Raw genomic sequence first — 13,064 nt, 5'->3', positions numbered from 1 at the left:
TTTTTCAAAATCACATAAATATATAAAATTCCTTTCAATTCTTTGTAGCATGGTACAATACTTCCTGAATATTAGGTCGTATATGTAAATTAAACAATAAATTATTGTTGCGGGTAGGATTTACATGGTTGCTTAAGAAAATGTACACCAAATTTTCTTTGGGGTCAACCCACACACAGGTGCCTGTAAAGCCGGTATGCCCAAACGTAAGGGGCGATGCGTCTTTACACGGGTAGGGGTAAGGGTCTTTGGATGTGGCATTGTTTTTTTCAGGTTTGTCGAAACCCAGTCCTCGCCTGCTTTCAGCACTATTGTATGCAGTAAATTTATTAATTACCTGCTCCGATAAATAGCGTTTGCCGTTCATTACGCCCTTGTTCAATAACATTTGATATAGTTGAGCTAAATCGTAGGCATCACTAAACAAACCGGCATGGCCTGCAATACCACCCAGCATCGCAGCGCCTTCATCATGTACATCACCCCACATTTGTTGGTTTCTGAAATGCGTTTCTACCTCCGTTGGGGCTATTTCATCCAAAGGAATTTTTTTGCGGGGTGAAAAGGTGGTAGATATCATTTGTAAAGGCCGGTAAAACTGATCGTTTACATATTCATCTAAACGCTGGCCGGTTACTGCTTCTACTACTTTAGCCAATAAAATAAAATCATTATCGCTATACACATAATGCCCGTGTGGCAGTAGTTTGCTTTGCATAATGCGGTGTAGAATAGTATCCTCCCAATTGTTACGCAGGTATAGGTTTTCAGCTACTCTTATCTGGTGGTTAGCATCTTTTTGTGTAGAAAAATATTGTGGTAAAGGCATGCCCGTTACCGAGTCAATTACTTCTTTATAAAAACTGATAAAAGGTACTAAGCCTGCCTGATGCAATAATATATCTTTCAACACCAAACCGGATTTGTTGGTGCCACGTGCCACCGGTAAATAATCGCCTAAGGTTTTATGGATATCTACCTTTCCTTCATCTACTAATTTCATGATAGCTACTGTAGTGGCCGATACCTTAGTTACCGAAGCTAAGTCGTATACTGTTTGTAATGTTACCGGTATCTGTTTATCAAAATTCGTATAGCCAAATGCTTTGTGATACACTACTTTCCCATTTCTTGCCGCCAATACTTGGCAACCGGGATAGGCGCCTTTATCAACACCCTCCTGTGCAATACTATCTATTTGTTGAAGTATAGCAGCATTCATGCCCACTGCCTCAGGCGTTGTTGCAGGAAACCAATCATTGTACTGCAATCCGGTACCGTAAGGCAAAGAAGTACAAACAGAAACCGGCAAAGTTCCCTTGGCTGTTAAGTTGCCTGTTAGCCATTGGTAAGCTGCCAATTGTGTATCGTAAGTATCTTCATTGCAAGCTAACAAATTGGGTGCTTCACAAACATTGGCAATGGCATACGGATTACCAAAAATGCATACAATACTTTGTGGTAACTGTTGTAATTGGTTTAACAGATATACTGAAGGATTATCTATTCCAAAGTTATGGGCGGGGCGGCGACTGTAATTGTGTAAGCCAACAATAATGACATCATAATTGCCCGAATGGATGCTGTTCAGTAAAAGATTGGCAGCCGCCGTATCTGATTTTGTCTGCGGAATGGTGCTGTTTAAATTATCCATGACTTCTTTACCCACAGTTTGTTTATCTGCAAAGGCATAGTAGGCAGCGCCAAAATGGGTTTGTAATTGTTGAGCAATGAATGGCATACCATTTGCACCAATAGATACATACGCAATTTTTTTATGCTGTTGTAAGGGGTGTAAAGCGGCATTGTTTAGCCTTAATAAAGTAATTGCCTGTTCCGCTAATGCTTTGTTTAGCGCTGCAGTGTGTTGGTTTAAATCATTAACTAAGTTTGTAGTGTCAATAGGTCTACGTTGTGCTAATCCCATATTGTATTTCACTAATAACACTTTTTTCACTCTTGCATTAATATCATTCCAGCTTAATTTTTTTTGCTTGATGGCATGTAATATCAGTTCAATGCTACCCGGTACATCGCCGGGTAAACATAGCATATCATTACCTGCAATAAGCGATTGTAAGGCTGCCTCGCCGGCAGGAAAATATTTGGCAATACCCTGCATTTCTAACGCATCGGTGAAAGTGATTCCTTGAAAGCCCAATTTGTTCTTTAATAATCCGGTAACGGCATTTTTAGAAATGGAAGTGGCAACATGCTCCGTGCTGTCAATGGCCGGTACAAACAAATGGCCCATCATTACACTACCTACCCCGGCTTTAATCAGCGTTTTAAATGGGTATAATTCCAATGATTCTAATTGAGCCATACTTTTATTAATAGCGGGTAGGTCTTTGTGTGAATCAACTGAAACATCGCCATGGCCGGGAAAATGTTTGGCACAAGCCATGATGTTTTCATCCTGCATTCCCTGCATAAAGGCGGTACCGTATAAAGCTACTTTGTATTTGTCTTCTCCAAAACTTCTGTCGTTAATCACCGGGTTCTCCGGATTGTTGTTAATATCAACCACCGGTGCATAATTTACCTGAATACCCATCCGTTTGCATTGTTCGCCCACTGCTTTACCAAACTGATAAATGAGTGGTGCATTATCACTGATAGCACCCATGAGCAATTGGCGTGGAAAAGGTATCACGCTATCTAACCGCATGCCGAGCCCCCATTCGCCATCAATACAAATCAATAAAGGCGTTTTGGCCAGGCTTTGATAGTAATTGGTAAGTAAAGCCTGACGTACGGGCCCTCCCTGAAAAAAACATAAGCCACCTACATGGTACTGTTGTACCAATTGGGTTACTGCCTGAATATGGTCAGCACCTAAATTACTATGGGCACGTACAATCATCAGTTGGGCAATGCGGTCTTTTTTATTCATTTTTTTAAAGGTGTGGTTCACCCATTTGTCTGCTGCTTTGGTGTGCGCATAAAAATTTTGTGCCTGCAATGAACAACTGATAAATAAAAACTGTACAACAGCTAAGCATGTTTTCATATTCAAAAAATAATTTTTATGGTTGGATGGATGGTTGTGTTTTGTATTAATTGTATTGGCCTGTGTAGGGGTAGAAAACAATTTTGGGTGATACGTGAATGTGGTACGCATATTTTTGTTAAGGTGATGCCGGTTTACAAACAACCTGATACGGTAAATAATATTAAAGTTAAGTTGTACTGCCCATTGGCAGTGGCCACAATTTACCAAAAACAGGCAGAAAGCCGAATTATTTTGCAGGAAAATACAGGAGTGGTGGGTAAATAAAACGCCATACAATGATGTGGTACGGCGTAAATGCAAAAATAATTTTGGATGAAAAGAGTATTAATCCCCTATGGCTGCTTCCTCTGAATCGGTATGTTCGGGTAATTCAATGGCAATATCATTTTGTTTGATGATGCCGAACCAACGCACCATTTTTTTCATATCACTGGTATATACCCGGTCAAAATCCATTTCCGGATATACTTTTTTGAAATAGTTGAGAATGGCCTTTGGGTCTTTATCGGAGGGGATGATTTCAGCACTTTTTTCCATGGCCTTGAATACTTCTACTAAATTCACATTTTCACGGATGGTAAAGATTTCAATGCTTTCAATATGCGAAAAATTATGGACACGACTGCTCACAAATTTGGTGGTATTGTCTTCTAATGAGCGAACAATAGCGCCATCTGTTTTACTGCCTACCAGTTCAAACAAACCACTCATGCCTGAAATAGCTATTAACTTTCTATATTCCATACTTCCTTTTTTATTGGCTGCAAAGTAAAGGGAAAGATGTAAAAACAATCATAAACATTTTTAGCTGCCTTTTTTTGTGTTAGGCATAATGGGTGGAAGTATCTTCTCATTCACCTCGGGTATTGTTGTGTTGATGAATGTACCATTTATACTAAAAAAACTGCAAAACTGGCAGCAAACAAAACCGATACCTGTTCGATACTAGTTCGGTTTTCAACGCTGTTGAGTCGAACTTGTCTCGAATCATTCTCGAAGCAGGTAGGTAGGAGAGAACAGGTTAATTTAATGACGAATTGGCAGTTTAATGATATCTCTTGCCTTTCTTTGTTCAATGTATTACTTATAGGAAATGAACAGTGACCCCCGGCTTTAAGAGCGTGCACCTGAGGTATCCATCCCTCTCTTCTGCACATGTTTCGCTGTGCAATTTGCTGATGCACAAATTGCACCACTTACTGCATTCAGTTTAGTAGTACCAATAAATTTGGAATGGAATTGGCTTATGACAAAACCAATTCTGTTGCAGGCACCACATATACGAATGCACAATATAATGGGAATATAGCGGGTACAATATGGAAATCAGCAGGTGATGCCACCAATCGTAAATATGATTTTACTTACGATAATGTAAACCGGATAACAGCAGCCAATTTTCTGCAAAACAGCAATAGTAACAGTTGGGACAATGCTTTTTTAAATTTTAGCGTAAACAACCTTAGTTACGATGCCAATGGCAATATACTAACCATGAATCAGTATGGGTATTTAATTGGCAGTTCAGGATTAATAGACCAACTGAATTATACTTATCAGAATAATGGTAGCAGTAATCAATTACAGCAAGTAACCGATGCTGCCAATAACCCAACCAGTACCCTGGGCGATTTTCATTATAATACTGCGACAAAAACCACTACCGATTATGCCTATGATGCCAATGGCAATTTAATTAGCGATCAGAATAAAGCCATTAGCAGCATACAATACAATTATTTAAACCTGCCACAACAGGTAAGTGTAACAGCAAAAGGAAACATTCAATATGTATATGATGCATCGGGTAACAAGCTGGCAAAAATAACAACGGATAATACCCTAAACCCTGCTGTTACCAATGCCACATTGTATATTAATGGTTTTGTGTATCAAAACGATGTGCTACAGTTTGTTAGCCATGAAGAAGGCAGGGCAAGGTTTATACCCGCATTGGGCAGTGTACCGGCCAGCTTTGCGATGGATTATTTTATTAAAGACCATTTGGGTAATGTACGAATGGTACTGACCGATGAGCAAAAACAAGACATATACCCTGCTGCTACAGTAGAAGGCAGCATAACTAGCAATACCAGTGCTGCATACATAGAAAACCAATATTATAGTATTAATCCGGCAGCCATTGTACCCAACCCCCGGTTTATGCCAACCTACCCCAATAACAATGGCATACCCAACAACAACCCCAATAGTAATACTACTGCCAATAGTACACAGGTATACAAATTAAACAGCAGTACTGGCGATAAGAGTGGGTTGGGCATTACCCTAAAAGTAATGGCCGGTGATGTTATTGATATTTTTGGCAAAAGTTATTATAGCCAAAATAACACGAATGACAATACCAATTACAACTTACCCATATTAACCCTGTTAAGCGGTTTATTGGGCACACCCGCCAATCCCTTAGCAGCGGCCACCCATGGGGCATTAACGGGAAGCCAGCTAAGTAGTATAGGCAACAATAGTAGTGGCGTGGGTAGTTTTTTAACATCCGGCAGGTTACCCACCACCTCCACCGTACCGAGGGCTTATATAAATTATATTATTTTGAATGATCAATTTCAGTATATTAGCGGAGGCTTTAGTGTGGTAGGCAGTAGTGGTGTAGTAAAAGACCACCATAACGATGCCAGTATGCAGGGTATACAAATACCTAAAAATGGGTATATTTATATTTATTGCAGCAATGAAAGTCCGGTAGATGTGTTCTTTGATAATTTGCAGGTAGTGCATACACGAGGGCCGATACTTGAAGAGACGCATTACTATCCATTTGGATTGACAATGGCGGGCATTAGCAGTAAAGCAGCAGGCGGAAAAGAAAACCCATACAAATATAACGGCAAGGAATTACAGCACCTGGAGTTTAGTGATGGCAGTGGTATAGAACTCTATGATTTTGGTGCCCGGCTGCAAGACCCGCAATTAGGCAGATGGAATGGTATAGACCCATTGGCAGAGCAAATACGCCGTTATTCACCCTATAACTATGCATTGGATAACCCGGAACGGTTTATAGATAAAGATGGGATGGAAGCGGAAGAATATGAAGGTGAATATGGTGTTAGGGACAATACAACTTCTGCTGCTTCGTTTAAGAATTGGAAGTATATTAAGTTTTATCCGGGATCTGCTGGGCCTGCTAAAAGATTCAGTATTAAACAAAATTCAAATGATGATTGGGTTCATAATAAAACAACCGGTAGGGTTTATTGGGATGATAATGTGAAGAAAGCGGATGATGTAAAAAATCCGAATGAGGAATATTATGGAGATGGTTCAGATAAGAAACGCTATGTTTCAAATGCAGGAACAGTTGAATTAGGAAAAAACGGAGATTGGCATATTGTTACAAATGAGGAGCTATCCTCATCGGTAAATAATAATGCTAATTCTGAAAAAAGAGATATTGGTAATCTAGTTGGTAATGTTATAGGACTTGCATTAGATTCACATAATCTTGCAATGGATGGTGCTACAGCTTTAGCAAAAGGAACAGGTGGATTTGGAGAGACAATGAGAATTGCAACAAGAACCACAGGTCTTGCTGGAGCCACTCTTGGTGCTTTCATGGCAGCTACACATATGGCACAAACGGGTTTTAATTGGAGTGATGCTAGTTCTTTCGGTTTGGGATTTATTTCTGGAGCACTAATCATAGCATGTCCCGAATGTGAAATTGCATCATTTGTACTAGATGGGATTATAATTACTAAAGATGCTTATGATGCTACCCAAAAAAAATAAATTCTTCAGAAAAGCTTACTAATTCAGAATAATTTAAAAACTGATGATAACTTTAAATACTAAATTAATTAAAAGGAAAAAATACATAATTTTTACAGGAATATTTTTACTCTTCGGGATACTTCTAGCATTATTTATTATGATGGAATTAAATTTAATAGTTATAGGACAGACTTTAATTGTGATTACAATGTTTATTCCATTTATTTTTCAAAAGCGATTCCAAAAGCATTTTGTCAATCCAGCTATTTTGAACTTTTTTGATGATTATTTTTCCATTGACATCTTAGATAGGAATGATAATGATATTACTCAAAGAAAAGATGTAATTCAATACAATGAAATAAAGTCATTTAGAGTATTTGATTCTTCAAAGGATACATCAGCATTGTTAAGTATATATTTGCGAAGTGGTGATAAGCTAACATATAATTTTGTTGAGCAAGAAATAATCAAAGGTAAAACTGAAATTAATGAAGTTATTTTTACTGTTATTAATAATTATAACAGTAGAAATTCAGGAGATAAAATCAAGCTAGTTCCTAACTTTTTTGCTTCGAAAACTGGTCGTATATGTATAATTTTATTATCTTTTTTGATTGTAATTTCTGTCATAATACAAATTATATATAAACCTAAAACGATTCCGTTTTCAGTAATACCAGGTTTAACTTTGTATTTAATAATTATAATCCAAGCAAGGCAAGATAGACAAATGATGGAGAGGTTGAAATAAAGGAAGAATGATCGATATAATCTAATATTTTTTTATCATTATTGTCTGGACATAGTTGTAAAATAATACTTCAAACCCCCAACTCGGGGTAGTTTATCCAACATAAAATTTCCCCTCGTCGTATGGCTTAGCCTACGCCGTAATTTCTTGTAGCTTGCAGCTACCCGTAGCAAATTTCATCCAATAATCACCTCTATATCAAAACCCCCAACCTCATCGTAGTTTATCCAACATAAAAATTTCCCCTCGGCGTATGGCTTAGCCTACGCCGTAATTTCTTGTAGCTTGCAGCTACCCGTAGCAAATTTCATCCAATAATCACCTCTATATCAAAACCCTACACCTAACTTAAGCCTGCGTCTAATGATAAATGTTTTTTAGCTTTCTGCTACCTTTTCAAATCAGCAATACCATTCAATCATAATGCCAATATTGCGGTTAAACTTTCTAAAAAGTTAGAACTCTGAGTAGGCATGCCGACATCATTACCCCATCTCAGCGTAGTTTATCGAAAATTCAATTTTTCCCTCGGCGTATGGCTGTGCCTACGCCGCACATTTTTGTAGTTTTCATCTACCATCACCAATTTTCATTCAATATATCAATAATTTTGTATAGCATTATTATTTCAGTATATTAGCGGAGGCTTTAGTGTGGTAGGCAGTAGTGGTGTAGTAAAAGACCATCATAATGATGCTACTATGCAGGGGATACAAATACCCTTACCTCAGCGTAGTATATCAACATAAAAATTTCCCCTCGGCGTATGGCTGTGCCTACGCCGTAATTTCTTGTAGCTTCCAGCTACCCGTGGCAAATTTCATCCAATAATCACCTCTACCTCAAAACCCCACCACTGCCAACAAATTCTTTAAAAAGGCCATATAGTTAAAGGTTGCTTTTTTATTTGATATTAAACACTCATGAATTTTTTGCAAAAACCCATATTAATAATTTTGTATAGCATTATTATTTCAGTATATTAGCAGTGGCTTTAGTGTGGTAGGCAGTAGTGGTGTAGTAAAAGACCACCATAACGATGCCGGCATGCAGGGTATACAAATACCTAAAAATGGGTATATTTATATTTACTGCAGCAATGAAAGTCCGGTAGATGTGTTCTTTGATAATGTACAGGTAGTGCATACACGAGGGCCGATATTGGAAGAGACGCATTATTATCCATTTGGATTGACAATGGCGGGTATAAGCAGTAAAGCAGCAGGCGGAAAAGAAAACCCATACAAATACAATGGCAAGGAATTACAGCACCGGGAGTTTAGTGATGGCAGTGGTATAGAGTTGTATGATTTTGGCGCCAGAATGCAAGACCCCCAAATAGGCAGATGGAATGGAATAGACCCATTTGCAGATAGGATGCTGAATATTTCACCGTATGTATATTGTTTTAATAATCCTATTCGATATATTGATTTAAATGGAATGGAGGGAAATGATGCAAATGGTGATGATGAAATGGTGCACGTTCGATATGAAAAAAATAAAAAAACCGGTGAAATAACCCACCCCATCGTAGTTTATCCAACATAAAATTTCCCCTCGGCGTATGGCTACGTCTACGCCGTAATTTCTTGTAGCTTCCAGCTACCCGTAGCAAATTTCATCCAATAATCACCTTTACCCCACCCCATCGTAGTTTATCCAACTTAAATTTTCTCCCTCGGCGTTGGCTGTGCCTACGCCGATCTTATTCGTAGCTTTTAGCTACCAAGCACATTCATTCAATCATTACTATCTCAAAACCTCACCACGGCTTTTACATCGTTCAGCAAGATAGAACTGTGGGTAGGTAAGCCGACATTACTACCCAAAAGGCAATCTTGCAAAAGGTTGCCTTTTTTTATGCGTAATGATGTGTACAAAATTATTTGCATAATTAGAAAAAGACTAATTTTAATAAAATGGTCGTTGTAAATATTAACAAAATGCCGGGCGTAGCTGAAAGCATACGCCCAGATGATGAAATTTGAAAAGGTAAACTACGCGGAGGGGGGGTGCTTCAGTGCCAGTTGCAGGCTGGATAGTAGGAGCTGCCTATTTTATAGCTAATACTATTGTGGAAGCAAAAACTGGGCATAGCATTACAGAAAATTTATTTGATTCAGGAAAATACTAAATGTATATGTACGATTATATTTTTTGGATATTATACAGGCGAAATATTAACCGTAACAATAGCGAATGGCTGAGTAGAAACAATGCAAGTGGAGTTGTGTTTTTTGCAATTTTTATACATGTCGTTTTTGTTATACTAATCATCAAAAAACTGGTTAGGAGTAATCTTGGATTAGAAAGCATAAACTTTGACAAAGGAATTTTAGGTGTCTCATTCTTATTGTGTATTCTTCTTGTTTATCTATACTATACTAAAAATAAGATTGCAAAGATTGGTAAAAAGTATGAAAACAGAGATAGTGCTTATATAGAGTTTGGTGGTTGGATTGTAGCTGCACTTATATTTATCCCTTTACTTATTATTCTTATTATTGGCTGGAAAAGATAAATTGATAACAACAAAGCCGCGGCAACCGCTGCGGTTTTTTTATGCATAAGCTTTTCTTGTTTTAGCATCACGGAGGAAAGCATCAACCGTTACGAGGATAGATTTTTTTCTTCATCAAGCAGAGAGTTAATCTCATTCAGTCGTTTTAACATAGCCGGGTCTTTTAAAATATTTACTTCTTCCGTCTCACCAAGCAAATAACCAACCGTAGTATCAAGAAGTTTAGCCATTTTTTTAGCCACTTCAATAGAAGGCTGTGCCAGATTGCGTTCATAGTGGTATCCAACCTTAGCGTAGTTTTTCAAACATACATTTTTACTCGGCGTATGGCTTGGTAGTAGTCATCCAAATTGGAAGTTGCAATTTTCGATCTTCAGTTTTTTAAACTTTATATTTACGCAATCAAAAAATTACAATGGCAAAGAAAGAATTACAGGCATTAGTGGCAGAACAAAAAATACTAAATAGGATTTATGTTATCCGAAATCAGAAAGTAATGTTAGACGAAGATTTAGCAGAAATGTACGGTGTTGAAACAAGACGTCTGAATGAGCAGGTAAAACGCAATAGCAAGAGGTTTCCGAAGGATTTTATGTTTAGCCTGACTAAAAAAGAGTATGAAAACTTGAAGTCGCAAAATGCGACATCAAATTGGGGTGGAAGAAGAAAACTGCCCAAAGCTTTTACAGAACAGGGAGTAGCCATGTTGTCGAGTGTTTTAAACAGCAATGTTGCAATAGAAGTAAACATTAGGATAATAAGGGTATTTACAAAACTTAGGGAATACGCTTTAACACATAAAGAGATACTGCTACAATTATCCAAACTAGAAAAAGAGGTAAAGGGAAACAGCAAAGACATTGAAAATATTTTTATGGTATTGAAGGAGTTAATAGAAAAACAAAGCAATCATGTACCAAGAAGGAGAATAGGATTTATAAGAGAAAAAGACGAAGAATAAGCTACACACAAAGCAACCCTCACCTCCGCGTAGTTTGTCCAACATAAAAATTTTCTCTCTGTATTGTCTGCGCCTACACTGTACATTTTTAGCATGCAGCTACTAATAACAATATCCATCCAATAATCACCCCCCTCAGCGTAGTTTATCAACATCAAAACAATAAAACCACACTCGGCGTATGGCTTTGCCTACGCCGTACTTTTTTGTAGCTTGCAGCTACTAACACCAATCTTCATTTATTCCAAATAGCTAATTGCATGTGTGCAGGTGTAATACAACCTAAAATTTATATATTTTCACACTATCAATATTCAAATTAGAAAAACATCCCCTCAAAGCCCCGCCACCCCCAGCACATCCTTTAAAAATGTAGAACTATTGGTAGGCAGTCCGTTGGAAGCTTTCCAAAGGCAACCTTTTACAAGGTTGCCTTTTTATTTTGTGCTGTAATGCCTTGCAGTTGGACAATAGTGGCGAAGAGGGTATTGATACTGACGGTTCAAACTGTGTTATTTTTCTTATTGTACATCATTCCTTCGGGAAACAGTAGGTATTGTAATTTCTTTTCTTAATATTTTGATGAAACCCAAAGTTGGCTTAGGTTTTCTGAAAGTATACGCATGTAAAAAATATTACATTAAAATAAGTACAAGAGGTTTAATCCTGAATTTTTTTCTGACTGCTTCAAAAACTGTAATTTCATGCTATGCAAACAAAGCCTGTTGGTCCATTGTTTGTTTCATTCCTAACCTCATTAAATGGTACTTGCTTATGAAAAAGCTATCTTTCCTCACATTTTTTTTGTTTTGTATGCATATTGTAGCGCATGCACAAGTAGTAATGCCGCCGGAAGGTTCGCCTTTAGAGGGCAGATGGGATATGGTATTACAATTGAACGGTAAGGCATTACCTTCCTGGTTGGGCGTGTACCATTCCGGGTTGAAAACACTGGTAGGACAATTTGTAGGCCCTGGAGGTAGTGCCCGGCCTATTTCGGAAGTGTTTTTTGAAAACAATACAATGCATTTTGCCATTCCGCCACAATGGGAACAATCAGATAAATATTTATCCATAGAAGGTACACTACAGGGCGATAGTTTGGTGGGTACGGGAACCAGTAGTGAGGGAGAACATTTTACCTGGATAGCCCATAGGGCGCCTCGCCTGCACAGAGATAAACCTGTTGTTTGGGGTGAACCCATCCGCTTATTCAATGGCAAAGACCTGAGTGGCTGGCATGCCATGGGCAAGAACCAATGGGTGGTTGAAAACGGCGTGTTGAAAAGTCCACACTCGGGTTCTAATTTGGTAAGCGATAAGAAGTTTAACGATTTGAAACTGCATCTTGAATTTCGGTATCCTGCAGAAAGCAATAGCGGCGTTTATTTGCGCGGTAGGTATGAAGTGCAGATCATAGACAGTAAGGGCAAAGAGCCTGCTGTAGGTTTATTCAGCGCTATTTACGGCTTTATAGCTCCGAGCGAAATGGTGGCTAAATTGCCCGGCGAATGGCAGTCGTTCGACATTACCCTGGTGGGCAGAATGGTTACTGTAATTGCCAATGGTATAAAAGTAATTTGTAACCGCGAAATACCCGGTATTACCGGAGGTGCTTTAGACAGTAATGAAGGTACTCCCGGCCCCATATATTTCCAGGGAGATCATGGGCCTATTGAATTTAGGAATATTGCAATTACACCGGCAAGAGAGTAGAAATTAGGTGGTCGGCTATACTACCGAAAAGTAACGATAGTAGCTAGAACCAGATTCGAATTAATAAAATAGTAAATAAATTTATTTTCATTGTTGTGCTACTAAAATTGTTTAATATTGGTTAAATCCTATTTCGAATAATATTTTAACCGATTTCAAAAGATGGGCACTCCCTCTAATTTTTAAATAAACATTTTTTAGCCTGTGATCAATTACAGCAATGGATTAGAGTGCTTTTTAAGTTAAGTTTTGTACGGCAATTCTGTTTATTTTATATTTTTTTGTATATCTATTTACAACCAAATTTAAGAGCATCAAACATTTATCTTCATCTAGCTTT

General features: G+C 38.0%; 10 protein-coding genes. 7 read left to right on the top strand and 3 right to left on the bottom strand.

All coding sequences use genetic code 11. The annotated features are described in order from the left end of the window. Positions 1–34 precede the first annotated feature (34 nt). Positions 35–3,013: a glycoside hydrolase family 3 N-terminal domain-containing protein gene (locus AC3QLY_RS02040; RefSeq protein ID WP_074418513.1), complete on the bottom strand. Its 2,979-nt coding sequence runs from the start codon at positions 3,011–3,013 to the stop codon at positions 35–37. An 18-nt stretch (positions 3,014–3,031) separates the two neighbouring features. Between AC3QLY_RS02040 and AC3QLY_RS02035 the strand changes: the two genes are divergently transcribed. Continuing rightward, a complete protein-coding gene (locus tag AC3QLY_RS02035) occupies positions 3,032–3,280 on the top strand; it encodes a hypothetical protein (protein ID WP_287101537.1) in 249 nt (82 codons plus the stop codon). A 60-nt stretch (positions 3,281–3,340) separates the two neighbouring features. On the opposite strand, the gene AC3QLY_RS02030 is transcribed toward AC3QLY_RS02035, so the two are convergent. Further along, positions 3,341–3,760 (bottom strand): DUF5606 family protein, encoded by a 420-nt coding sequence (locus tag AC3QLY_RS02030; RefSeq protein WP_074418512.1) that lies wholly within the window; start codon positions 3,758–3,760, stop codon positions 3,341–3,343. A 489-nt stretch (positions 3,761–4,249) separates the two neighbouring features. Here AC3QLY_RS02030 and AC3QLY_RS02025 point away from each other — a divergent pair, with 489 nt between their 5' ends. The 4 genes from AC3QLY_RS02025 (at position 4,250) to AC3QLY_RS02010 (ending at position 10,047) form a co-directional block, all read left to right on the top strand. Next, positions 4,250–6,787 (top strand): RHS repeat protein, encoded by a 2,538-nt coding sequence (locus AC3QLY_RS02025; protein WP_492990432.1) that lies wholly within the window; start codon positions 4,250–4,252, stop codon positions 6,785–6,787. Positions 6,788–6,926: 139 nt separating this feature from the next. Beyond that, positions 6,927–7,523 (top strand): hypothetical protein, encoded by a 597-nt coding sequence (locus tag AC3QLY_RS02020; RefSeq protein WP_287101693.1) that lies wholly within the window; start codon positions 6,927–6,929, stop codon positions 7,521–7,523. Positions 7,524–8,522: 999 nt separating this feature from the next. Then, positions 8,523–9,074 (top strand): RHS repeat domain-containing protein, encoded by a 552-nt coding sequence (locus AC3QLY_RS02015; protein ID WP_074419231.1) that lies wholly within the window; start codon positions 8,523–8,525, stop codon positions 9,072–9,074. A gap of 592 nt (positions 9,075–9,666) precedes the next feature. Further along, entirely contained in the window at positions 9,667–10,047 is a 381-nt protein-coding gene (locus AC3QLY_RS02010; protein WP_143439110.1) for a hypothetical protein, read from the top strand. An 89-nt stretch (positions 10,048–10,136) separates the two neighbouring features. Here AC3QLY_RS02010 and AC3QLY_RS02005 read toward each other — a convergent pair whose 3' ends face one another. Then, a complete protein-coding gene (locus tag AC3QLY_RS02005) occupies positions 10,137–10,352 on the bottom strand; it encodes a helix-turn-helix domain-containing protein (RefSeq protein WP_218332125.1) in 216 nt (71 codons plus the stop codon). A gap of 110 nt (positions 10,353–10,462) precedes the next feature. On the opposite strand from AC3QLY_RS02005, the gene AC3QLY_RS02000 reads away from it, so the two are divergent. Continuing rightward, on the top strand, positions 10,463–11,008 hold the full coding sequence (locus AC3QLY_RS02000) for an ORF6N domain-containing protein (RefSeq protein WP_074418384.1): 546 nt from the start codon (positions 10,463–10,465) through the stop codon (positions 11,006–11,008). A gap of 774 nt (positions 11,009–11,782) precedes the next feature. Beyond that, on the top strand, positions 11,783–12,724 hold the full coding sequence (locus AC3QLY_RS01995; RefSeq protein ID WP_074419713.1) for a 3-keto-disaccharide hydrolase: 942 nt from the start codon (positions 11,783–11,785) through the stop codon (positions 12,722–12,724). Positions 12,725–13,064: the final 340 nt, after the last annotated feature.

Source organism: Hydrotalea sp. GW822-HT8A01, assembly GCF_058798575.1.
Note: the sequence above shows the minus strand (reverse complement) of the source record. Positions and strands in the feature narration are given on the sequence as shown.

Bases quoted from the DNA above. Each gene is read 5' to 3' on its own strand.
- AC3QLY_RS02040 (WP_074418513.1), bottom strand. From the start codon at position 3,013: ATGAAAACATGCTTAGCTGTTGTACAGTTTTTATTTATCAGTTGTTCA.
- AC3QLY_RS02035 (WP_287101537.1), top strand. From the start codon at position 3,032: ATGGTTGGATGGATGGTTGTGTTTTGTATTAATTGTATTGGCCTGTGT.
- AC3QLY_RS02030 (WP_074418512.1), bottom strand. From the start codon at position 3,760: ATGGAATATAGAAAGTTAATAGCTATTTCAGGCATGAGTGGTTTGTTT.
- AC3QLY_RS02025 (WP_492990432.1), top strand. From the start codon at position 4,250: ATGGAATTGGCTTATGACAAAACCAATTCTGTTGCAGGCACCACATAT.
- AC3QLY_RS02020 (WP_287101693.1), top strand. From the start codon at position 6,927: ATGATGGAATTAAATTTAATAGTTATAGGACAGACTTTAATTGTGATT.
- AC3QLY_RS02010 (WP_143439110.1), top strand. From the start codon at position 9,667: ATGTACGATTATATTTTTTGGATATTATACAGGCGAAATATTAACCGT.
- AC3QLY_RS02000 (WP_074418384.1), top strand. From the start codon at position 10,463: ATGGCAAAGAAAGAATTACAGGCATTAGTGGCAGAACAAAAAATACTA.
- AC3QLY_RS01995 (WP_074419713.1), top strand. From the start codon at position 11,783: ATGAAAAAGCTATCTTTCCTCACATTTTTTTTGTTTTGTATGCATATT.